Below are 22,626 nucleotides of genomic sequence, written 5' to 3'. Positions count from 1 at the left end.
GCGCTGCGGCTTAGAAAGTTTTAAATATTTCCCTGATTAATCCTCTTTTTTTGCGATTTGTTCAATCGCATCCTGTGCCAGCTCGTGTTCGTAGCCTTTTTGCAGCAGGTATTGCAGGGTTTTGTAGCGGCGTTTCAGGTATTGTTCGCTGCGCAGGGACGCATATTTCCTTTCCGCCAGGTTCATCAGCGTTTGTTCGTATGCATCGGGGTCAATCTCCGCAAGCCCTTTGCGGATGCAGTAATCGGAGATCTGTTTTTGTTTGAGGGCCTGGCTGATCTTTTTCCTTCCCCATTGCTGCATCCTGAACTTGCCGCCGGCAAAGGCCCTGGCGTAGCGCTCCTCGTTCACGAAACCTTCTTCCACCAGGTGTGCAATGGCGGCTTCGGCTTCTTCGCCATACAGCTTCAGCTCCCGGCATTTCTCCCGCACTTCCATATGGCAGCGCTCCTGGTAGGCGCAGTAGTGGCGGAGTTTCAGTATATCGCTGCTGCTCATCGTGGTGAATATAAAAGGGGCTGACCAAATGTTACTTCAGTCAGCCCCCGTGAATAGTTTATTTTATTGTTGCCTTACGATCATCAGCTTGGCATAGTTGAGCATGATCTTCTTTTCGCCGCCGCCTTTCGGGAACAGCACGGTGGCAATGCGGTTGTTGGGTGCGCCTTCCATGCTGAGTATCTTACCAAACCCGAACTTCTGGTGCTCCACGTCCATACCGGGCTCCATTTCCGCCGGGTTGTCCGCCGTGAAACCGGGCGAGGGCGTGTGATTGCTGGCAATACTCGACGCGGGCCTGGGGGCTGTTCTTGCCGGAGAGGGCCCCTGCGAAGGAGCAGCCGTTCTCTTTTTCTCGAACATATTGCCCCATGAAGCGCCGCCGCCAAGGTTGCCGCTGTTGCGGAGGCCGCCGCCCGCATAGCTGCGGTCCAGGAACTGCTCGGGCACTTCGTCCAGGAAGCGGCTCGGCTCGTTCTGCTGCAGCTGGCCAAAACGGTAACGGCTGTTGGCATACGTAAGGAAAAGGCGTGACTTGGCGCGGGTAACGGCCACGTAGAACAAACGTCTTTCCTCTTCCAGCTCCTCGCGGGAGTTGATGGACATACCGCTGGGGAAAAGACTTTCTTCCATCCCTACGGTGAACACCACCGGGAACTCCAGCCCTTTCGCAGCGTGGATGGTCATCAGTTTCACCACATCGCTGTTCTCGTCGTTGGTATTGTCCGCATCGGTGAGCAGGGTGATCTGCTGCAGGTATATGCCCAGGGATTTGTTGTCTTCCAGCTCACCGTCCTCGTTGGGGGTTTCGGTGAATTCCTTGATGGAGTTCAGCAATTCCTGGATGTTTTCATAACGGGCAAGGCCTTCCGTGGTCTTGTCGTTGAACAGTTCCTTCACGATATTGGTGCTTTTACCTACCTGCACCGCTATTTCGTACGCGTTGTGTTTGTCCTGCATAATGCGGAAGCTCTGGATCATGGTCACAAAGCCGTCTATCGCTTCCAGCGTGCCTGCCTTGAAACCGAACTCCTTCGCTCTTTCCAGCACTTCCCAGAAGGTGATGTTCTGGTCGTTCGCATAGATGGAAACCTTTTCGATGGTGGTTTTACCGATGCCGCGAACGGGATAGTTGATGATACGTTTGATCGCTTCCTCGTCGCGGGAGTTCATGATCACGCGCAGGTAAGCGATGAAGTCCTTGATCTCTTTCCTTTGGTAGAAAGAAAGGCCGCCGTAGATCCTGTACGGGATAGCCATCCTGCGAAGGCTTTCCTCGAATGCGCGGCTCTGTGCGTTGGTGCGGTAAAGGATGCAGAAGTCGCGGTTGCCGTAGTGGTTGCGCAGCTTTTGCTCCGCGATGGTATCCGCTACCAGCTTGCCTTCCTCGTTATCGGTATTGGTGCGCACAAGTTTGATCTTTTCACCTTCAACATTGTCTGTCCAGAGGTTCTTTTCGATCTGCCCCTTGTTCTTCGCGATCACCTCGTTGGCCACGTTCAGGATGCTTTTGGTGGAACGGTAGTTCTGCTCCAGCTTCACCACTTTCACATCGTCGTAATCCTTTTCGAATTGCAGGATGTTCTGGATGGTGGCGCCGCGGAAGGAATAGATGCTCTGCGCATCGTCGCCCACCACGCAGATGTTCTCATGCACGGCTCCCAGCAGCTTCACGATCTCGTACTGTGCCGGGTTGGTATCCTGGTACTCGTCGATCATGATGTACTTGAACTTGTGCTGGTATTTGGCCAGCACGTCCGGGAAACTCTTCAGCAGCACGTACATTTTGAACAGCAGGTCGTCGAAGTCCATAGCGCCGTTCTTGAAGCAGCGTTTGGCGTACATGTCGTAGATCTTGCCGGTCAGCGGGCGGCTGGCGCGCTGGTCTTCCTGCTGGATGTAATAATCCTGCATATAGGCTTCCGGCCCCATCAGGCTGTTTTTGGCAGCGGAGATGCGGTTGTATACGAGGTTGGGCTTGTAATGTTTATCGTCCAGGTTCAGCTCGTTCACGATGGTTTTCACCACGCTCTTGGCATCGTCGGAATCATAAATGGTGAAATCGCTGGGATAGCCCAGCTTGGGCGCATCGCTGCGCAGCAGGCGGGCAAATACGGAGTGGAAAGTGCCGATGTAAAGATTGCGGGCTTCGTTGCCGCCGAGGATCTTTTCCACCCTCTCTTTCATTTCCTTCGCCGCCTTATTGGTAAAAGTAAGTGCCAATATATTAAAAGCATCCACCCCGTTGCGCATGAGATGGGCTATCCTGGTCGTCAGTACCTTGGTTTTCCCTGAACCCGCGCCCGCAATGATCATTAATGGCCCTTGCAGGGAGATGACAGCTTCCCGCTGCCGCTCATTCAGATCGTCTAAATAGTTTGCCTTCATTAATGGATTTTTTGCAGGCTGTAAAAGTACGATTTGCGCGGCGGACTGCGAAATTAGGTGGATAACTCAGTGCCTGCTCTCATAAAAAAAGGGAGACTTTCCAGTCCCCCTTTTCAATGATCTTATTTCTCATTCCGGTCCACCTTCGGGCGTTCGCTCCTGTTGGCGATGTCCCAGGCGGTGTAGAACACCAGCTGGGCGCGCTTAGCCAGCAGGCCGTAGCTGATCTTGTGCGGCTCGTCGCCTTCACCGTGATAGTCCGGGTGCACGCCGTTGAAGTAGAAGATGATGGGGATCTTATGCTGTGCGAACATGTAGTGGTCGGAGCGGTAGTAGAACCGGTTCGGGTCGTTGGGATCGTTGTACCGGTAATCCAGGTCCAGTTTGGTTTGCCGGTTGGCGGCTTCGCTGATGGGCCGCAGGTCGGAGCTGAGCTTGTCATCGCCGATGATGTACACGTAATTGCTGTCTTTCGCATGGTCCGCGTCAATACGGCCGATCATGTCGATGTTCAGGTCTGCCACGGTTTCGCTGAGCGGGTAGATGGGATTGTCCGTATAATAACGGGAACCGAGCAGGCCTTTTTCTTCACCGGATACGGTCATGAACACGATGCTGCGGCGCGGGCCTTTACCTGCTTTTTTTGCTTTCATGAAAGCCTCTGCCATGGCTATTACAGACACGGTGCCGGAACCATCGTCGTCCGCGCCGTTATGCACTTTACCGTTGATCACGCCGATGTGGTCGTAGTGCGCGGTAACGAAAAGGTATTCGTTCTTTTTATCCGTACCCGGAAGGATGCCGAGCACGTTGCTGGATTTGATCTCATTTTTCCCTTTTTCAAACACCAGTTCCGCCTGCCCGGTAACTGCTTCCGGCTTACCGGCTTTGAGGCCGGCGGCCAGTTCGGCCCAGGGCTTGCCCAGTATGGCGGTGGCCACTTCCGGCGAAATGAAATAGGCATTGGGAATAAATTCCATGGTGGTCATCATCGGGAAATACAAGCCGGTACGGCGCAGCCTGTCTCCGGCGCGGCCCATGGCGGGCACCCGGTCAGACACTAAAAATACCGCCCTGGCGCCTTTATTTGCGGCGGCGCGCAGCTTGTCTTTCAGCTGTGTAGCCGCGGGCGCGCCCTCCTGGCGGGGGATCAGCGGCTTGCCTTCTGCGTTCATCGGCTCACCGTCTGCAACGAGGGCGATCTTGTCGTTCAGGTCAAGATCTTTATAGCTGTCGTATTGCTCGTGGGTAATGCCGTAGCCGGCGAATACCACGGGCGTTTGTCCCAGCGTCTGGTTCACGGTTTCGCGTACGGAGCTGTAGAAGCCGTTGCCGAACTCATAGGTTTTACCGCCGGCGGTAATGGTGCTGCGCGTCAGCGTATCCTGGAAAAGGCTGAAAGGCTGTTCCCATTGCCCGTTGGCGCCGGGCTGCAGGCCTACGCGTTTGAACTGGTCTGCGATGTATTTGGCGGCTTTGTATTGGCCGGGGGTACCGGTTTCGCGGCCTTCCATTTCATCGCTTGCAATAATGTAGAGGTGTTTTTTAAGGTCCGCCGCGGTAATGCCTTTTGCAAATGCAGCGGCCGGCACCGGTTTCACCGGTTTTTTGGCCGTCTGTGCGCAGGCTACGGTTCCTACGGCCAGCAGCGACGCCAGAAGCGGGAGTTTTTTCATTGGTTGTGTTTATCTCTAAAATTAAGGTTTACTGTTGTTGTAACCGCTACCACTCATCAAAAGCGGGGCCGCTGTTGCACCGCAACTGAACGGATCATTTCAGCGGCCGGGGGCCCGCAGCCGCAAAGCCATGATCCTGGCTGATTTCCCGGCATGTATAAAAAAGGCTGCTCCTTTCCGGAACAGCCTTCGTGTTTTAATTTCTTCGTTTATGCGCAGGCGATCTTTTTCACCCTGCTCTCGTGGCGGCCGCCTTCGAAGGGCGTTTCCACGAAAATGTCCACCATTTCCTGCGCCGTGGCCTGGCTTACAAACCTGGCGGGGATGCAGAGCACGTTGGCATTGTTGTGGCTGCGGGCCAGGCGGGCAAGTTCATCGCCCCAGCAGATGGCCGCGCGGATGCCCTGGTGTTTGTTCGCCGTAATGGCTACGCCGTTGGCGCTGCCGCAGATCAGGATACCGAAAGCATGAGTGCCGGCTTCCACCGCCTCTGCCACGGGATGCGCAAAGTCCGGGTAGTCCACGGAGTCAGGCGAATGGGTGCCGAAATCCTTTATCTGAACGCCTTTGCCTTCGAGATAGGAGATCACTTCTTCCTTATATTCAAACCCCGCGTGGTCTGATCCGATCGCAACGGGCAATGTTAGATTAAATGTCAGTTGTTCCATAACCTGCTTTTTTTGTTCATGCTTTTTGCTGTTATCAGCTCCACTCTTCTGCTTCGGCTTTTTCCATCTTCCGGTACGTTCTCGCTGAAATGGCGATGCTCACTTCATACAGCAGGTATAAAGGTACGAAAACCAGCAATTGGTCTAAAATATCCGGCGGGGTAATGATGGCGGCAAGGATAAGTATCACCACCACGGCATGGCGGCGGTAGGTGCGCATAAAATCGGGAGTAAGCAGGCCGAGCTTGGTGAGGAAATACACCAGGATGGGCATTTCGAAAAGCACGCCCATACCCAGTATGATCTGCGTCATCAGGGCGAAATAATCGTCGATGAAGAACTCGTTCTTGATCACGTCTGACACGGTGTAGCTGGCCAGGAAGTTGATCATGAAAGGCGCGATGAGGAAATAGCTGAAGGCGATACCCATGAGGAATTGCAGGCTCACCCAGAAAATAACGCCCCTGGAACCCTGGGCTTCATTATCCTTGAGGGCCGGCCGCACAAAACGCCAGAACTCCCAGCAGATGTAAGGGAAAGCGCCGATAAGGCCGAGAATGAATGCCAGCTTGAACTGCAATGTGAGCTGCCCGGCAAGCTTCGGGTTCTGGAATATTATCTTGGGAGGCGTGATGCACATCTTGTCTCCCAGCCCCACGGCATGACTGGCTTTGCAAAGCCACTGGTAGGTGGGGAAAGAGGCCTGAGTAGGCCCGAAGATCACATTGGTGAGTATCCAGTCCGTAAACACAAAACCGAAAATGCTCAGTAACACGATGGCTGCGGCAGAGCGTACCAAATGCCACCGGAGCTCTTCCAGGTGGTCAAAAAACGACATCTCTGCCTTATCCTCATTATTCGAAAATAGCTTCTTTAACATGTACGTTTTATAAAATCAGGAGCACAAATATAACGTGTGCCAGGTGAATAGTCTAGCTTAAAAACGGGACAAGTTAAGAATTAAAAGAGAAGGAAAAGTAAGAAGAAGGAGAAGAGGGGCTTAAATTATCCTTAAAAAAAAGAGCCAGCCCGAGAAGAATCAAGAGCCGGCCTTTCATCCATTGTTTGTTAACCCCAAAAAAGTTGAATTCGAGAATGTCTTTATTCGCTTCTGCTAAGTAATAACTCATTCCTTTATGGCAAGCTATCAGATATAAGTTATAACCGATACAGAGCTTTTAAATTTCTAAAACAAAAATAGAAAGAAATATCGTATTATCAATGTTACAACAAAGTTTTTTACAACCTTTTAACAAAAATCAAATTATTGTGTTACGTATCAGCACCTATGTTAATTCAATTCGTGTTAATTTACTACTACTCCCTTAAAAAACGATTTAGCAAGAATATTCAGCAGTAACATTACACAAAAAAATAATTTTTAAATAGCTATTTTCTTAAAATGCTGTTTACCAGGCTGTAAACGGTCAATTGGGATTTTTATTGCTCCGGTAACTTTTTTACGTCAACAATTAGCTTCCAACTCACCTTACAATATGCAGCAATTTTCGCGCCGGATTCGTCAATTCAGGATCTTCATTTTCACCATTTCTATCCGCGTATCGGTAACGTTGAGTATGTCGAACTCATAATCGTCGATGATGATGCGCTCTTTCAGCCGAGGGATCGTTTCGTAATGGGAGATGATATAACCGGATAAGGTCTCGCTCTCATCTTCCGGGAAATCGAAGCCGTAGCGCTCGTTGAGATAGTCCAGCTCCAGCCTGCCGGAAAAGATATACTCTTTTTCCGCGATCTGCTTCTCCACGAATTCCTCTACATCATGCTCGTCCTTGATATCGCCGAAGATTTCTTCCAGTACGTCTTCGATGGTCACGATGCCGGCGGTGCCGCCAAATTCGTCCACCACCCAGGCGATGCTGCGGCGTTCTTTGTTGAACTTGCTCAGCAGGTCTATGGCGCTCATGGTTTCGGGCACGGCCAGGATGGGATGGATCACCGAACGGATCTCCGCCGGGTTCTTGAACATGTCAAGCTGGTGCACATATCCGAGAATATTGTCAATATTATTTTCGAAAATGATGACCTTGGAGAGTTTTGTATCAATGAATTTCTTCCTGGCTTCGGCGATACTGCTGTTAATGTCCAGCGCTTCGATCTCTTTGCGGGGAATGAGGCAGCCCCTGATCTTTACATGCACAAGGCTCAGCGCGTTCTCGAACAGCTCGGTGTTCAGTTCCTGGCCCTCGCCCATGTGCTGCTGGCTCTGGCGGATGAAATACTCCACGTCCACCCGGGCGAAGGAACTTTTGTTTTCCGTAATGCGCACGTTGAACAGGTATTTCAGTATCCATTCGGAAATGGACACCAGCATATTGCCAATGATGTACAGCGGCTTGGAAAGCACGGAAATAGGCAGGGCGAAAAAGCCGAGCAGGGCTTCGGGGCGCGAGCGGAAGATGCTCCGGGGAATGAAGAATCCGAAGAACAGGATCAGCAGGGTGGCCACCAGTATTTCCACCAGCAGGGTCATCACCACGTACTGCACCATTTCATTCTCGGAGAATATCAGCGCCCAGAGGGAATCCAGCCAGCCGGCCACCAGCATGCTGTAAACAACAATGCTGATCGTGAGGCCAATGAGGCTGGTGGCCAGGAAACGCGCGGGATGCTCGTTGAAGCCGGAAAGGATCTTCCCCGTGGCGCGGCCCTGCTTTTTCTTCAGTTCGATACTCAGCCTGTTCACGTTGGCGAAAGCGGTTTCCATGCCGGCAAAGAAGCCGGTGATGAGGATCACTATTACCAGTAAAACAATCGTATAAATATCCATCCAAACAAAGATATGAAATTAGCAATAAGCCCGCGCAGCTCAACTGATCAATGCCGGTCGTCAGCTCAAAAAGTTCTCCACAAGGGACTTTACCTCCTGGTATGCTTTTTCAAGGTCCTCATTCACCACGATATGGTCGAACTCACGGGCGAAGGAAAGCTCGTACCGGGCCTTCCCCAGCCTTTCATCCAGCGAAGCTTCCGTTTCGGTGCCCCGTTCGCTCAGGCGGGCGCGGAGCGCGTCCAGCGAAGGGGGTTGTATAAAGATGGTGAGGGCGGCGCCGTGGTATTTCTCCCGGATGCTCAGCGCCCCTTTAACGTCTATATCCACCATGGGATACTTCCCGTTCGCCCAGATGCGCTCCAGCTCGCTTTTCAGCGTGCCGTAGTACTTCCCGGCATACACCATTTCGTATTCGGCAAAGTCGTTCTGCTCAATATGCTGCTGAAATTCGTCGGGCGTCATGAAATAATAGTCCCGGCCATGCACCTCGCACTCCCTGGGGGAGCGGGTGGCGGCGGAAATAGAAAAGGCCAGCGTGGGCATTTCCCCCAGCAGCCGTTTCACAATGGTTGTTTTACCTGCCCCTGAAGGCGCGGTAATAATAATGATCTTGTGTGATGACATGATATGGTTTACACGCGCTTGATGTCTGCTCCCAGGTTCCGCAGGCGCTCATCAATGTACTGGTAGCCGCGGTCTATCTGGTCGATGTTATGGATCGTGCTCTTGCCTTCCGCGCTGAGCGCTGCGATCAGCAAAGCTACCCCCGCCCTGATGTCGGGGCTGCTCATGGTGATCCCCCTGAGCTTGTGCTGCCTTCCGAGGCCGATCACTGCGGCACGGTGCGGATCGCAGAGGATGATCTGCGCGCCCATGTCTATCAGCTTGTCCACGAAAAACAGCCTGCTTTCGAACATTTTCTGGTGGATCAGCACGCTGCCTTTGGCCTGTGTGGCTACTACCAGCACAATGCTCAGCAGGTCGGGCGTGAAGCCGGGCCAGGGATTATCGTATATCGTTAAAATGGAGCCGTCTATAAATGTCTGTATCTCGTAGCTGTCCTGCGCGGGGATGTAGATATCATCGCCTTTGATCTCCATCTGGATGCCCAGCTGGCGGAACTTGTCAGGAATTACGCCCAGGTGCTGGATGCCGGCGTTCTTGATGGTGATCTCGCTCTGCGTCATGGCGGCGAGGCCAATGAAGGAGCCGATCTCGATCATATCGGGCAGCATGGCGTGGCTGCAGCCTTTCAGGCTGGCAACGCCTTCGATGTTGAGCATGTTGGAGCCCACGCCGCTGATCTTTGCGCCCATGCTGTTGAGCATCTTGCAAAGCTGCTGCAGGTAAGGTTCGCAGGCGGCGTTATAAATGGTGGTGGTGCCCTGCGCCAGTACCGCTGCCATCACGACGTTGGCGGTGCCGGTCACGGAAGGCTCGTCCAGCAGCATATAAGTGCCTTTCAGGCCGGTTTTGGCCTCCAGGCGGAAATAGTTGTCGTCTGTATCGTACACGAAGGCCGCGCCCAGCTTCTCAAAGCCGATCACGTGCGTATCCAGCCTGCGGCGGCCTATCTTGTCGCCACCGGGCTTGGGGATGTATGCCTTGCCGAACCGTGCCAGCAGGGGGCCTGCCATCATCACGGAGCCGCGCAGGCGGCCGGATTTCTTTTTGAATTCGGGGCTTTCGAGGTATACGAAATCAATATCGTCTGCCTGGAACTCGCAGGTGGCGCGGTTTACGCGGTTCACCTTTACACCGATGTCCCCCAGCAGCTCGATCAGCAGGTTCACGTCCAGGATGTCCGGAATATTGCTGATGGTTACTTTTTCGGGTGTTAAGAGTACCGCGCTGATGATCTGTAATGCTTCGTTCTTTGCTCCCTGCGGTATAATATCTCCTTTCAGACGGTTGCCGCCTCTTACTTCGAAAGCGCTGCTCACTTGTTCCTGTTTTTGTTGTGTTTGTTGTGTTTATTGCTTTTTCCTGAATTCTGCTTGAATTTGTTCTGCTGGTAAGCTTTGCGCTTCTGGCTGCCGCCCTGGGAACTGCCGCCGCCGGAACGGAACTGTTGCTCGCCGGGCCCGTAGTTGTTGAACGAGGGCTGGTTGGTCTGCACATTGGCGCTGCTGCCGCCCGGGCCGGGCTGGTATTGCAGCCTGCCGCCGGTAATGGCTCCCAGCTCGCCTTTGATCGCGTCGTCGTGCACGCTTTCTTTATGCCAGTTGCTATAGGCCAGCTTCATGTAGTTGCCGATCACCTGGGTGAACCCTTCTTTCATTTCGGGATTCTCCTCAGCCAGCGCCTTGTCTATCACCATTTCCAGGTTCTTGCCGAAGTGGCGGTTGCGGGGATATTTTTTCGGGTAAGGCAGGCGGTCCGGCTTGGCGCGCAGGGTTTCGCGGGTGGGGATCGGGTAGGGCGAATCCACGTCCAGCTTAAAGTCGGACACCAGGAACAGGTGGTCCCACAGCTTATGCCTGAAATCCTCCACGTTGCGCAGGTGCGGCTGGAGGGTGCCCATCAGCTCTATCACTGCCATTACCTGCTGCTGGCGGTGCTGGCGGTCCTTAATGGTAAGGATATGTTCGATCATCCGCTGTACATTTCTTCCATACTCGCGCATGATGAGATGGTTGCGGGCAGTATTATATTCCATTGCTGTAATTTAAAATTTCCGTAAAAAGTGATTGATTACCAGCCGTTCATTCGCGAAGTAACAAAAAATATACCTGGGTGCGGAACGGCTATGCGTGCAGTCAAGCTCATGCAAACTTAATGAAAAATATTTATGCTGCATCCCGGCAGCCTGCGATTCCTTATTTTTACGCCATGAATCTTTCGCTGACAGGTAAAACCGCCGTGATATGCGGGGCATCCCAGGGCCTGGGGCTGGCTTCCGCCAGGGAACTGGCCTTGCTGGGCGCCTCCTGCATCCTGCTGGCCCGCAACGAGCAAAGCCTCACGGCCGCTGTAGCCTCGCTGGATACTTCCCAGGGGCAGCAGCACAATTACTTCGTCGCAGACTTCAACAAACCGGAAAAAGTAAGGGCTACGATCAGCGCCATTACCAACGAGCAGATCGTGCACATCCTCGTCAACAATACGGGCGGCCCGAGCGGCGGCCCCATCCTGGCGGCGGAAGGCGGCGCTTTCCTGCAGGCCTTCGAAATGCACGTGGTATGCAACCAGATCCTGGCGCAGGCCGTGGTGCCCGGCATGAAAGCCAACGGCTACGGCCGTATCATCCAGGTGATCTCCACTTCGGTAAAAACACCGCTCAAAAACCTCGGCGTGTCCAACACCATCCGCGCCGCCGTGGCCAACTGGGCGAAGTCGCTGGCCAATGAGCTGGCGCCTTTCGGCATTACGGTCAACAATGTGCTGCCCGGCTCCATGACCACGGACCGGCTGAAAAGCATTTTCAAGACCAGCGCAGACATGCGGGGCATTCCCGTGGAGACCGTTGCCGAAGAATGGCGGCTGGAAATTCCCATGCAGCGTTTTGGCGACCCGGCGGAATTCGGCGCCGCGGTAGCTTTCCTCGCTTCGCCGGCCGCTTCTTACATCACAGGCATCAACCTGCCGGTAGACGGCGGCAAAACCCCCTCTCTTTAAATCTCACCCGCCACATGAATATCTGGAAGAATATCATCAAAAGTCCAACCTGAGCACATTCCCGCCCGTTATTACCTGTAACGGCCCGCGAGGGCCCATTGTATTACTTTATCCTTTACTCAGATCCACATGACGAACACAAATGTGCAATACGGCGATTACCTGCAATTAGAGAATATACTGAACGCCCAGTTCCCGGAAAGCGACAAACACCAGCTGCCCGCCCACGACGAAATGCTTTTTATTATCATCCACCAGGCGTACGAGCTGTGGTTCAAGCAGCTGTTGTATGAAGTGGACTCCGTGGCGGACATCATGAACAAACCGGCGGTGAACGACAATTCGCCGGAGCTGCAAACCGTGGTGCACCGCCTGCAGCGCATGGTTACCATCCTGAAGCTGCTGGTGCACCAGATAGACGTGATGGAAACCATGACGCCGATGGACTTCCTCGATTTCCGCGATATGCTCCGCCCTGCGTCCGGATTCCAGAGCTGGCAGTTCAAAGCGCTGGAAGCCAGGCTGGGCCTGCAATACAAGCAGCGCTTCGGGCAGGAGTATTACATTTCCCAGCTCAAGCAGGACAAGATCGACATTATCCGCAAAGCGGAAAACGAAAAAAGTATTCTCACCCTGCTGAACGAATGGCTCGAAAGAATGCCTTTTTTTGAAGAACCCGGCAACTGGACGAACTACCAAGCTGTAACACCCGTGGAAGCAGGGCCGGAGCATATCTTCTGGCAGGATTACCGGCAGCTGTACAGCGGCGGCCTTGCCGAAGCCGAACAAAACAACCGTGAATATTTCAACACCGTGTTTGCCGACGCCAACGCCGGCGGCGAAAGAAACCTTTCACCCAAAGCCTGCCGCGCGGCACTGTTCATTATGCTGTACCGCGGCTATCCTTTGCTCCAGCTTCCTTTCCAGCTGCTCAGCAGTTTACTGGAAATAGACGAGCAGCTCAGCACCTGGCGTTACCGCCACATGAGCATGGTGCACAGGATGATCGGCTCGCGTATCGGAACGGGAGGCAGCACGGGAAAAGATTACCTGAAAGGCGCGCTGGACAAGCATTTCATATTTGCGGAAATTGCGAGGCTCACCAGCTTCCTGATAGAGCGGCGGAAGCTGCCTGCGCTCAGCCATGAAATGGGGCAGCGGCTCGGTTTTCAATAGCCGTATGCGCTGCTGCAAATAGTCAGGCTTAAAAATGGCAAAAAGGGTGGCGGCAGCCGCCATCCTTTTTGCCATTGCTCATAACCGTGGAAACTGATGCCTACTCTACGACGTTGATGGTGCGCGTAAAACTTTCTTCAAGCGAAATGAATGTTTCGGTGCGTTCAATCCCTTTGATCTTCTGCAATTCGTCGTGCAGCACGCGGCGCAGCGACGAGATGTCTTTACAGATAATTTCGGCGAACATGCTCCAGCCACCGGTGGTGTAGTTCAGCCGCACTATCTCGGGCATTTTCCGCAGTTCCTTGGCCACGGTGTCGTACATGGAGCTTTTCTCCAGGAAAATGCCGATAAAGGCAATTACATCGTAGCCGATCATTTTTAAATCTACGTGTAATCTTGTACCTTTAACTATACCCAGTTCCTGCAATTTTTTCATGCGAACATGGATGGTACCCCCGGAAACAAACAGTTTCTTACCAAGGTCTGCATAGGAGATTTCGGCGTTAGACATCATCTCGCTGATGATCTGTAGGTCCAGTTTGTCAATATTCAAATTGTGGCTCATTTTGACAAATTGTTTTTGAATGTTTTAAACTTACATGCAAATATTTAAAAAATATCGAAATTTCCAAAATTTCTATTAAAATATTTGCAAAAAATGCCCTCTCTCTTTAGATTTGCATCATAATCATTGAAAACAACCATTCCATTCCGGGTGGAAAGCAGCTTAAAAGAGGTTTAATCTGCCTGGAGGAATTCCAACTTTGTGGGGTGATGGAATTGGCAGACATGCCCTCTCGTCTCGGGGGTGAGGATCACGGGATAAACGTAGCGTAATGGGTTGACCACTAATCTTATTTGTGCTATGGCTAACTGCCTCGTGTAGGTTCGAATCCTACTCCTACAGCAAAAGAAGCGTATAAGTTTGATACTTGTACGCTTTTTTTTATGCCCGGACCGTATTTTTCCCTTCCTGCCGGCCCCTTACCCGCCACTAATCTCAATTTCATTACTTTTGCGCCTTCATGGGACACAAAAAACTTATCAGATTCGCCGAGATCGAGACATTCCCCAACGTGCTGATCTACCCGAAAGACATGCAGGGGGCCTGGGGCAAACATTTTGCCAATACCCATCCGCTTACCCTGGAGCTGGCCTGCGGCAAGGGGGATTATACCCTGGGCCTGGCCCGGATGTTTCCCGGGGAGAACTTTATGGGGGTAGACCTCAAGGGAAACCGCATCTGGAAAGGCGCAAAGACCGCCCTGGACGAGAACCTGGCCAACGTGGCCTTTCTCCGCACCCAGATCGAAGCCCTCACGGATTATTTCGCGCCGGGGGAAATAAAAGACATCTGGATCACCTTCCCCGACCCGTTCCTGCGGCAGTCCAAAGCCAAAAAACGCCTCACGCACCCGCGTTTCCTGGCCCTCTACCAGCAGATACTGGCCCCGGGCGGCACCATCAACCTGAAAACAGACTCTACCGAACTATACGACTTCACCCGCATGGTGATCGCCAAAACCGGCTGCCGCAAACTCATGGATGTTCCGGACGTGTACGCCCAGGCCGACATTTCGCCGTTGCTGCGCATACAGACCTATTACGAAGGCATGCACCTGGCCGATGGCAGAACCATCCGGTTCCTTAAATTTGCATTGCCCGCGCAAGCCATCGACTGGAAAGCGGTAAACCTGGACACGGATGAAGAAGCAGCTGGAAGAGAATATTGATTATTATTACAACGAGCAGGGGTATGTAGTGCTCACGGAAAAATACCATCGTGAGCGGGGTTATTGTTGCGGAAATGGCTGCCTGCATTGTCCTTTTGATTATGAAAACGTCGCCGAAGATAAAAAAAACCAGCTCCTCGCCGCCCGCAAAGCCCAAAAAGGAGCCTAACTTCCTGGATACGGTGTATGCCATTGTAAGACGCATCCCCAAAGGGCGCGTAACCAGCTACGGCGCTATTGCCGAGAGGGCCGGCATCCGGCTTTCCGCCCGCATGGTAGGCTGGGCTATGAACGCCGCGGGCTCCGCCGCCAAACCCGTGCCCGCGCACCGCGTGGTGAACAGCAAAGGCCTGCTCACCGGCAAGCACCACTTCGCCACGCCCACCCTCATGCAGGAGCTGCTGGAAGCCGAAGGCATCGAGGTGAAGAACGACCAGGTGCAGCATTTCGACAAAGTGTTCTGGAACCCGCCGCTTCCCAAAAAGAAACAGTAACGCTTTATTTACTTTCAATACCTTTACATCATTACAGGTCCCGTTTACTTTTAAATATGTCCGTACTTAAACTCAAGCTGGATCAGGAGCAATTGGTGGAAGATTTTTTCGAGGATACCTGGCTGGCAGGGATCATTTCCCAGGCCCGCGATTACCAGGTGTGCTGGCAGATCAACAAACAGCTGGGGTTTGACCTCAGGGTGAACAATTCCCTGGAGATCAATCTCACCAAAAACCGGCGTTCCTATTTCTTTACAGTGTTCGAATACCAGGAGCTGACCAAATCGGCTGCCCATTATTTCTACAACAATCACTGTAAAGCGGAATTCCTGTTACCCGAACTGAAACACGTGGATTATATCTGGCTCATCAAAGGGAATTATTACCAGGCCCCCGACGTCAAGTTGCTGACGGAGCAGTGCAGGAAGGTGGAAACGGTGCAGCTGGTAACCCTGCTGGATATGAAAGACATCAAAAACAAGATCAACCTGATCTTCTAGTACTTGTTTTAAACACGTTATGATCTAAAAATTCAATCATATGTGGCAGGAAACAGATCAACATCTTTATCGCGCATTTAAATTCGCAGATTTCCGTGAAGCATTCGCATTTATGACCAAAGTGGCGCTCACCGCGGAAAAGATGGACCATCACCCCACCTGGAGCAATACGTACAACAAAGTGGAGATCTGGCTGAATACACACAGCGCGGGGAATACGGTAACAGATAAGGACCGCGCCCTTGCAGAAGCGGTCGACCAATTGTATACATCATCCTAATACCAGTACGTGAAGCGGTTTGTAATTTTCGGCCTGTTGTTTTGTTGCTCCTTTATTCCCCTATCCAGAGCGGCCTCACAGGACACACTCTCCATCGATTTTTCCCATCCCGTCAATGGGCTGGACATCCGTTCGCATACCTGGGCCAGCCCCGCGCCTTCCGGCAACCTCACCCCCGGTGATGCGGCCCGCCTTCCTTTCAGGGCAGACAGCGCTTTGTTCCACTCCCGTAAAAAAGCTCTTCACCGCGTCAATAATGTATGGCTCCGCATCAACCTGCGCAATTCAGGCGCAGTGGATTCGCTGCTTTATCTTTTTACCGGCTGGCACGACGATATAAGCTTTTATGCCGCCAACGCGGCCGGCAAACCCGTTCTCCTGATGCATACCGGGCAGATGGTAGACCGCGGTGACGTGGAGCGCTGGAATCATTATGCTTTCCCGCTGCATGTACGCGCCGGGGAAACCCGCACTTTTTACCTGCATATCCGCAACGGCTTTTACCGGGAAAATGCGTTCCTCCCCGTACTGTACGACCCGATCCACTACGCGGAGTTCCGCCACCTGCAAACAGACGAGAACAAAGGCGAAGTGCTCGTGATACAGATGCTCATCGGCATGCTGCTGGTGCTGCTCAGCATTACCATCATCAATTATGCCCAGCTGCCGGACCGTTCGTCGCTCTACTTCGCGGCTTACCTGCTCGGCCTGATCGTGTTCTTCACCCTGCGGCTCGAAACAAAGCCTTTCCAGCTTTCGTTCTTCCATTTCTGCCCGATGTTCAAATATTACTGGGACATCCCGGCGTTGCTGTTCTGCTTCTACTTCATGTACATGCTCTTCGGCAACATGTTCCTCAGCCTCCGCGAGCGTTACCCCATCATGGAAAGGGTGTACCGCTATGGCGCCATCATCACCGGCATCCTCATCGTGGCCTGCATCGCGCTCATTGCCATGGGCAATTTCCAGGCGCCGGCCGCGATCTATACCTGGACCTACTTCTTAACCCTGATACCTTTCGGCATCTCGTTCATAGCCCTGGCCCGCAGAACGCGGCATCACCCGCTGATCCGCTTTTTCCTGTTCGGCTCCATCAGCCTTTACCTGCTTACCATCTGGGCCTTCCTCAACAACGCCGAGCCCGTGGCCTTCACGCCGTTGCCGGAGCTGGTAGGGCCCTACAATTTACTGGTGCTGGGCGTGCTGCTGCAGGCCCTGTTCTTCGCTGCCGGCCTCAGTTACCGCAACAAGCTGGTGCACCAGGAAAAAACGAAAACGCAGGAAATGCTCATCAAGCAGCTGAACAAGAACAAAGAGCTGCAACGAAAGCTGAACGAGCAGCTGGAAGAACTTGTGAAAGAGCAGACCACCGAGATCCTGCGTAAAAAAATGGAGCTGGAAGAGCAGCGTAAGCTCCAGCTGGAAATAGAATACAGCAAAAAACTGGCGGAAATAGAACTGAAGGCCATCCGGGCGCAAATCAATCCCCACTTCATTTTCAACTGCCTCAACTCCATCCAGCTGTTCGTGATGCAAAGAGATTACGAGCACGCCCAGCGGTACCTCTCAGATTTCTCGTACCTCATCCGCAAAACGCTGGATTTCTCCCGCCGCAATTTTATCACCCTGGCCGACGAAATAACTTACTTAAATACTTATCTTGGACTGGAGAAAATGCGTTTTGAGCAGAAGATGAGCTATGAGATCATGACAGATCCCGCGATAGCCACCGCCGAGCTGGAAGTGCCTGCCATGCTGCTGCAGCCATATGTGGAGAATGCCGTGAAGCACGGGATGAACAACGAAGGCCATTCTTCAGGCCAGCTCCTGATACGGTTCAACATGCTGGCCGGGGACATGCTGGAATGCGTGATCGAAGACAATGGCATCGGCATAGAACGCTCCCGCGCTTTGCGCACCCTGCCCGGGCATCATCAGAGCCAGGGCATGGAGATCAGCCTGAACAGGGCCGAGCTGCTGAACAAAATGTACAACACTGGTATCCAGATTGAGATCATCGATAAATCAAAAAAACAGGCCAACGACAGCGGTACCGTTATCCGGGTGCTGATACCCCAGCTTTAGCTGACTTGTGCCACCAACTAAAACATGCTATGATCCGCGCAGTAATTATAGATGACGAACGGAACAGCAGGGATATCATTTCACTGATGCTGAACAAGTATTGCCCTGAGATCGAAGCAGTGTCTTCCGCCGCCAATTGCAAAGAAGGTATCGAGCAGATCCGCCTGCACAAACCCCAGCTGGTATTTCTTGACCTTGAAATGCCCGACGGCACCGGGTTCGACGTGCTGGCCGGCGCATACGACGCTTCTTTTGAAGCCATTTTCGTGACGGCCTTCGAAAAGCGTTTCCTGCATACCATCCGCCTCAGCGAGGTGGAGCTGATCCTGAAGCCCATTGACAAAGAAAGCCTGTTGCAGGCCGTGGGCGCGGTGAGCGCGCGCATCATGCGGCCGCGCCGCCATGAGCGGTACGACGTGCTGCTGCGAAACTTCGGAAAACCAGCCGGAGAAATGCGCCAGCTGGTGCTGCCCGCCGGCGAAGGAGAAGAGAACGTGGTAAGCGTGGAAAACATCTGCTACCTGGAAGGTCTCACCGAAAAGACCGTGTTCTACCTCGAAGACGGAACAGCCCTTCACAGCCCGCGCCCGTTCAGGTATTACACAGAACTCTTTGCCGCCATGCGGTTCTTCCAGGTGAACAACCACCAGATGGTGCAGGTGCCCCACATCCACAAAATAGACCAGGACGAACACCGCATCTGGCTAAAGAATAAAACGATGCTTGAAGTAACGGAGCGGCGCAAAAAAGAGCTGACCGTGATCTGGAAACAGAGCTAAAGCAGCCAGCCCGCCAGCAGGCAGGCGATAACGATGAAGGGAGACGGAAGCCGGGAAAAATACAGCAGGGCCAGCGTGCCGAGCATGATCACCCAGTTGTACCAGGTGCCGTCTATAGAAGTGAAGAGGATAAACGTAGCCGCCCACATAATGCCCACCACCACCGCATTGATGCCTTCCAGCGCGCGGTAGATGATCACATGTTTTTTGAGGTTGTTCCAGATCGGGAAGAAAAACAATACCAGCAGCATGCTCGGTAAAAAGATCGCAATGGGCGCCAGCAGGCAGCCCAGGAACTGGTAACCCGGCCCGAGGCTGCGCATCACCATGCCGCCCACATACGCGGACAGGGAAAAGGTAGGCCCCGGCATGGCGCGCATAATGCCCGCGCCGGTAAGCAGCTCTTCCGCCGTCATGAACATGGACTTCGTACGCTGCACATACTGCTCCAGCATCATCGCAATAAGGATGTCGCCGCCGCCGAACACGAGGCTGCCGAAACGGTAGAAGTTCTCGAACAGGTTAAAGGGCCGGCGGGTGATCCAGTTATTGGTACGCGCCAATTCCGACAGGAAACCGGCCAAAACGAAGATCAAAGCAAAAAGCCAGAGGTTGCCCCACTGGATCTTCTTTTTGGGCTCATTCAGGTCGGGAATGCGTTTATCGCTGAAGTTGGAGATGACTCCCCCGAGGATAATGAGCGCGGGGAACAGCCAGGGCGATTTGATGAACACGGCAGCCAGCAGGGCCACGACCATGATGGCCAGGGTAGCCATGCTGCGGATGCTGATCTCGTAGGCCCGCAGCCCCCCGAATGCCAGGAATCCCACCGCCATGGGCTGCACATACTTGAAGATGTCCACATTCAGCGCCCGCTTGTCCATAAACTGCAGCAGGAAGCTCAGCGAGCCCATCAGCAGACAGGCAGGCGCGATCCATATCATGAGGGTGACCACCGCCAGGGGGATGCCCCCGCGTTTATAGCCGATCAGGGTAAGCGTTTGCGAAGAGGAAGCGCCCGGCAGCAGCTGGCAGAACGCGTTGTATTCCATCAGTTCCTTTTCCGTCACATCCCGGCGTTGCTGCACAAAGGTTTTCATCATCATCGCCAGGTGGCCCTGCGGCCCCCCGAAAGCGGTAATGCTGTGCATGAAAACTGCCTTTAGGAATGAGATATGACGTAAAAACACGGTATAAGATTCAGCGCCCGGCATGAAAAATAACAAAAAAATCAATCCCGGGCTGCGCGAAGGTACTGATTACCGGGAACATAGGTATCCGGGACCCTGTTTCGCCCACGTATACCGGCAGGCATAAAACTTGCAAAGGTTCTTATAAGCAGAACAAATGCCTTCGTTTAGGCGTTAAAGAAAAGACAGCTCAATTGTAGTTTATGAAACGATTTTTGATAGCTTTTTTCCTCATTGTCAATATCGTAACAGCCCGGGCGCAGTTAACCTCTTACAATAGCAATGAGTCCTGGTCCCGGTTCGCCCTTCAGCCGGAAACGTTTAAACCACTACTCAACAGCGATACCGCCCTGGTATTTGTAACCAACCGGTACATTCATGCAGACAGCCTCCGTTTCGTGGACGAATTCCTGGACACCACTTCCCTCAAATATTTTTTCCTTGAAAAGCTCGACGGGAAGTGGAACGTATATAAGGAGAACACGCTGAAAGAGGCCATGGAACACCTTCCCAAGAAGAAAGATATCGTGGTGTACGCGGAAGGCATGGGTAAGATATTCACTTCAAATGTTGAACGCGCGCAGCTCATGAGCAGTCAATATAACGTGAATGTAGTGATGTTCGACTACGCCAGCATCAACACCAGCTATAAGCCATCCAAGAACTTCAAATTCGCCCGCAACAACGCCAGGCTCTCCGCCCGGCAATATCTCTCGCTGCTGCAGGAGTTTAAAGACGCGAAACAACGGCAGGAAGAATGGATCGCGGGGGCGAAACTCACTACTTTTTACCACAGTATGGGTAATATTATCCTCGAACAGATGATACGGCATCACGACATCAGTGGCATCAACCAGGAACCGTTCGTGGACAACCTCGTGATCAACGCCGCCTGTGTGCCGTCAAAGCACCATGCGGAATGGGTGGAACAAATAAAGTTCGCCCGGCAGGTATATGTGCACTACAACCGCCGCGACCTACAGCTGAAGGGCGCGCACCTGCTCACCCTGCGCAAACAGCTTGGTGAAAGGACAAGGAAAAAGGATCACGCGGATAATGCCGTTTATATCAACTTCCATGACATGGTGGGCTGGCAGCACAGTTATTTCATGAACTTCCCGTATAACGAATTCAAGCTCTCACCTGCCATGGTGGCTTATTTCTCCCGTCTCTTCAACGGGCAGGGCATTTCGTCCAACGAGGCTTCCAGCCTGCTGGCCACACAAAAACAATCGAACGTCGTCAGGATGTAGACTGAGACTGCGGCGGACGCTCTTTCTTTTTACGCTCTTCCTCCGCTTCGGCCATCGCCCCGGCAATGTCCGGCGATTCGTCGAACTTGACAGGCGGAAGCGTGGGGAGGTTGGTAGCGGCATCGGGCGCAATCCCACCCGTAATGATTCTCATGTCTGCAACGGACAGCTCCGTAAGAAAAGTTGGTAACATGCCTGCAAATTAAGGCCTGCGCTTCATCCGGCGGCCGTTCAGTTTATTCATTTCCTGTTTCCTGCATACAGCCTGTTCATTCTGCATAAAAAAACCGGGGTGTTGCCCCGGAAAAACCGTCATAGCGAGGAGCAGCGGAGGATTTTGTGCAAGAGCCGCGACGAAGCAATCTTCTATATATTGCGGCATCTCCATTCAATGCAGGAGATTGCTTCGTCGCCCCGCCCGCTTTGGCTCTGCTGCTCCTCGCAATGACGGGCTTGCCTGTATCGGTATAAACAAGCGGATAATCTTTTTACTTTTTTAGCCCGATCTCCTTTAACCGTTCATCCAGGTATTCTCCCGCCGTAATCGGCGCAAACTCGGCAGGGTGCTTCTCGTCCACGCATCCTTCCAGGCAGGTAAGATCCATGTTCGACTTGGGATGCAAAAAAAAGGGAATGGAATATCTTGAAGTGTTCCACATTTCGCGCGGCGGGTTCACAACGCGGTGGGTAGTGGATTTCAAGCGGTTGTTGGTAAGCCGCTGCAGCATGTCGCCCACGTTCACCACGATCTGTTCTGGCAAAGACGTCACAGGCACCCATTCGCCTTTTTTGTCCAGTATCTGCAAACCATCCGCGGATGCGCCAACCAGCAGGGTAATGAGGTTGATGTCCTCATGTTGTTCCGCCCGTATGGCCGATTTCGGCTCCTGTGTAATGGGCGGGTAGTGGATGGCGCGGAGAATGGAATTACCGTTATGTATCTTGTCGTCAAAATAACGCTCGTCCAGGCCGAGGTAAATGGCAATGGCCTGCAACAGCGATGTGCCGGACTTTTCAAAGGCCCTGTAAGCTTTAAAGAACGTGGGTGTGAACTGCGGCAGTTCTTTCACCTGCACATTCTCCGGGTATTCTGATCTGATGGGATCGCCGTCTTCCACGCTTTGCCCGAACTGGAAGAATTCTTTCAGGTCCGGTGCGTCAAAACCTTTTGCATGCTCTTTCCCGAAGGATGTATAACCGCGCTGGCCGGCCAGCTCAGGTATCTCGTAGTTCCTTTTAATGTCAGAAGGCTGTGCGAAGAATTCCTGCACGTACCTGTACAGGTCCGCGATCAGGTCCGCCGGGATACCGTGATTCCTGACGGCCACAAAGCCCACTTCTTCGTATGCTTTGCCTAATTGTTCAACAAATGCGGCTTTGCGCGCAGGGTCTCCGGAGGTGAAATCTGCCAGGTCAACAGATGGGATGGAATTAACGGTTGCCATATAGTATTGTTTTGGAATACTAAGGTAAGGGAAATTCACCTTCGCG

At 52.9% G+C, this 22,626-nt stretch carries 23 protein-coding genes; 10 read left to right on the top strand and 13 right to left on the bottom strand.

Features of this window, described 5'->3' with window-relative positions:
- Positions 1-36: 36 nt before the first annotated feature.
- The 9 genes from ACTJIK_RS04155 to ACTJIK_RS04115 form a co-directional block, all read right to left on the bottom strand.
- Positions 37-498, bottom strand: a complete 462-nt coding sequence (locus ACTJIK_RS04155; protein ID WP_440645081.1) for a regulatory protein RecX — start codon at positions 496-498, stop codon at positions 37-39.
- Between the two features lie 63 nt (positions 499-561).
- On the bottom strand, positions 562-2,886 hold the full coding sequence (locus tag ACTJIK_RS04150) for an ATP-dependent helicase (protein WP_440645080.1): 2,325 nt from the start codon (positions 2,884-2,886) through the stop codon (positions 562-564).
- A gap of 122 nt (positions 2,887-3,008) precedes the next feature.
- Positions 3,009-4,562 (bottom strand): M28 family peptidase, encoded by a 1,554-nt coding sequence (locus tag ACTJIK_RS04145; RefSeq protein WP_440645079.1) that lies wholly within the window; start codon positions 4,560-4,562, stop codon positions 3,009-3,011.
- Positions 4,563-4,771: 209 nt separating this feature from the next.
- Positions 4,772-5,230: a ribose 5-phosphate isomerase B gene (gene rpiB / locus ACTJIK_RS04140; protein ID WP_440645077.1), complete on the bottom strand. Its 459-nt coding sequence runs from the start codon at positions 5,228-5,230 to the stop codon at positions 4,772-4,774.
- 34 nt (positions 5,231-5,264) lie between these two features.
- The gene (tatC, locus tag ACTJIK_RS04135) at positions 5,265-6,110 is read right to left on the bottom strand and encodes a twin-arginine translocase subunit TatC (protein ID WP_440645076.1); all 846 of its coding nucleotides are present in this window, start codon (positions 6,108-6,110) and stop codon (positions 5,265-5,267) included.
- A gap of 642 nt (positions 6,111-6,752) precedes the next feature.
- On the bottom strand, positions 6,753-8,021 hold the full coding sequence (locus ACTJIK_RS04130) for a hemolysin family protein (RefSeq protein ID WP_440645074.1): 1,269 nt from the start codon (positions 8,019-8,021) through the stop codon (positions 6,753-6,755).
- Positions 8,022-8,081: 60 nt separating this feature from the next.
- Positions 8,082-8,648: a guanylate kinase gene (gmk, locus tag ACTJIK_RS04125; protein ID WP_440645073.1), complete on the bottom strand. Its 567-nt coding sequence runs from the start codon at positions 8,646-8,648 to the stop codon at positions 8,082-8,084.
- An 8-nt stretch (positions 8,649-8,656) separates the two neighbouring features.
- Positions 8,657-9,967 carry a UDP-N-acetylglucosamine 1-carboxyvinyltransferase gene (gene murA / locus ACTJIK_RS04120; protein WP_440645071.1) on the bottom strand — a complete coding sequence of 437 codons (1,311 nt, stop codon included), beginning with the start codon at positions 9,965-9,967 and terminating at the stop codon, positions 8,657-8,659.
- Complete coding sequence (locus ACTJIK_RS04115; RefSeq protein ID WP_440645069.1) at positions 9,964-10,683, bottom strand: DUF4290 domain-containing protein; 720 nt, start codon at positions 10,681-10,683, stop codon at positions 9,964-9,966. The genes murA and ACTJIK_RS04115 overlap by 4 nt, the downstream gene beginning before the upstream one ends.
- Before the next feature lie 173 nt (positions 10,684-10,856).
- On the opposite strand from ACTJIK_RS04115, the gene ACTJIK_RS04110 reads away from it, so the two are divergent.
- Positions 10,857-11,642 (top strand): SDR family oxidoreductase, encoded by a 786-nt coding sequence (locus ACTJIK_RS04110; RefSeq protein ID WP_440645067.1) that lies wholly within the window; start codon positions 10,857-10,859, stop codon positions 11,640-11,642.
- A 129-nt stretch (positions 11,643-11,771) separates the two neighbouring features.
- Complete coding sequence (locus ACTJIK_RS04105) at positions 11,772-12,818, top strand: tryptophan 2,3-dioxygenase family protein (RefSeq protein WP_440645065.1); 1,047 nt, start codon at positions 11,772-11,774, stop codon at positions 12,816-12,818.
- 100 nt (positions 12,819-12,918) lie between these two features.
- Here ACTJIK_RS04105 and ACTJIK_RS04100 read toward each other — a convergent pair whose 3' ends face one another.
- Complete coding sequence (locus tag ACTJIK_RS04100; RefSeq protein ID WP_440645063.1) at positions 12,919-13,386, bottom strand: Lrp/AsnC ligand binding domain-containing protein; 468 nt, start codon at positions 13,384-13,386, stop codon at positions 12,919-12,921.
- 460 nt (positions 13,387-13,846) lie between these two features.
- On the opposite strand from ACTJIK_RS04100, the gene trmB reads away from it, so the two are divergent.
- From trmB to ACTJIK_RS04065, 7 genes are read left to right on the top strand one after another with little or no spacing between them, the layout of a single operon-like run.
- Complete coding sequence (gene trmB / locus ACTJIK_RS04095; RefSeq protein WP_440645061.1) at positions 13,847-14,554, top strand: tRNA (guanosine(46)-N7)-methyltransferase TrmB; 708 nt, start codon at positions 13,847-13,849, stop codon at positions 14,552-14,554.
- Positions 14,526-14,723, top strand: coding sequence for a DUF5522 domain-containing protein (locus ACTJIK_RS04090; RefSeq protein ID WP_440645059.1), 198 nt, complete (start codon positions 14,526-14,528; stop codon positions 14,721-14,723). Before trmB ends, ACTJIK_RS04090 begins: the two co-directional genes overlap by 29 nt.
- Positions 14,656-15,048 (top strand): MGMT family protein, encoded by a 393-nt coding sequence (locus tag ACTJIK_RS04085; protein ID WP_440645058.1) that lies wholly within the window; start codon positions 14,656-14,658, stop codon positions 15,046-15,048. Before ACTJIK_RS04090 ends, ACTJIK_RS04085 begins: the two co-directional genes overlap by 68 nt.
- A gap of 56 nt (positions 15,049-15,104) precedes the next feature.
- A complete protein-coding gene (locus ACTJIK_RS04080) occupies positions 15,105-15,548 on the top strand; it encodes an IPExxxVDY family protein (protein WP_440645056.1) in 444 nt (147 codons plus the stop codon).
- A 40-nt stretch (positions 15,549-15,588) separates the two neighbouring features.
- The gene (locus tag ACTJIK_RS04075; protein ID WP_440645054.1) at positions 15,589-15,828 is read left to right on the top strand and encodes a 4a-hydroxytetrahydrobiopterin dehydratase; all 240 of its coding nucleotides are present in this window, start codon (positions 15,589-15,591) and stop codon (positions 15,826-15,828) included.
- Positions 15,829-15,837: 9 nt separating this feature from the next.
- Entirely contained in the window at positions 15,838-17,913 is a 2,076-nt protein-coding gene (locus ACTJIK_RS04070) for a histidine kinase (protein ID WP_440645052.1), read from the top strand.
- Between the two features lie 29 nt (positions 17,914-17,942).
- Positions 17,943-18,692 carry a LytR/AlgR family response regulator transcription factor gene (locus ACTJIK_RS04065; RefSeq protein WP_440645050.1) on the top strand — a complete coding sequence of 250 codons (750 nt, stop codon included), beginning with the start codon at positions 17,943-17,945 and terminating at the stop codon, positions 18,690-18,692.
- Here ACTJIK_RS04065 and chrA read toward each other — a convergent pair.
- Positions 18,689-19,843: a chromate efflux transporter gene (gene chrA / locus ACTJIK_RS04060; protein WP_440645048.1), complete on the bottom strand. Its 1,155-nt coding sequence runs from the start codon at positions 19,841-19,843 to the stop codon at positions 18,689-18,691. The genes ACTJIK_RS04065 and chrA overlap by 4 nt on opposite strands.
- A 242-nt stretch (positions 19,844-20,085) precedes the next feature.
- Here chrA and ACTJIK_RS04055 point away from each other — a divergent pair, with 242 nt between their 5' ends.
- Positions 20,086-21,135: an alpha/beta hydrolase gene (locus tag ACTJIK_RS04055; protein ID WP_440645046.1), complete on the top strand. Its 1,050-nt coding sequence runs from the start codon at positions 20,086-20,088 to the stop codon at positions 21,133-21,135.
- Here the strand turns inward: ACTJIK_RS04055 and ACTJIK_RS04050 are convergent.
- Both ACTJIK_RS04050 and ACTJIK_RS04045 read right to left on the bottom strand, forming a co-directional pair.
- A complete protein-coding gene (locus ACTJIK_RS04050) occupies positions 21,125-21,328 on the bottom strand; it encodes a hypothetical protein (RefSeq protein ID WP_440645045.1) in 204 nt (67 codons plus the stop codon). The two genes, ACTJIK_RS04055 and ACTJIK_RS04050, sit on opposite strands and share 11 nt — an antisense overlap.
- A gap of 295 nt (positions 21,329-21,623) precedes the next feature.
- Complete coding sequence (locus tag ACTJIK_RS04045; protein WP_440645043.1) at positions 21,624-22,580, bottom strand: isopenicillin N synthase family dioxygenase; 957 nt, start codon at positions 22,578-22,580, stop codon at positions 21,624-21,626.
- Between the last annotated feature and the right edge of the window lie 46 nt (positions 22,581-22,626).

This window comes from Chitinophaga sp. 22620 (assembly GCF_052044405.1).
Classification (GTDB): Bacteria; Bacteroidota; Bacteroidia; order Chitinophagales; family Chitinophagaceae; genus Chitinophaga.
The sequence above is the reverse complement of the archived record's forward strand: the minus strand, read 5'-3'. Positions and strand labels throughout refer to the sequence as shown.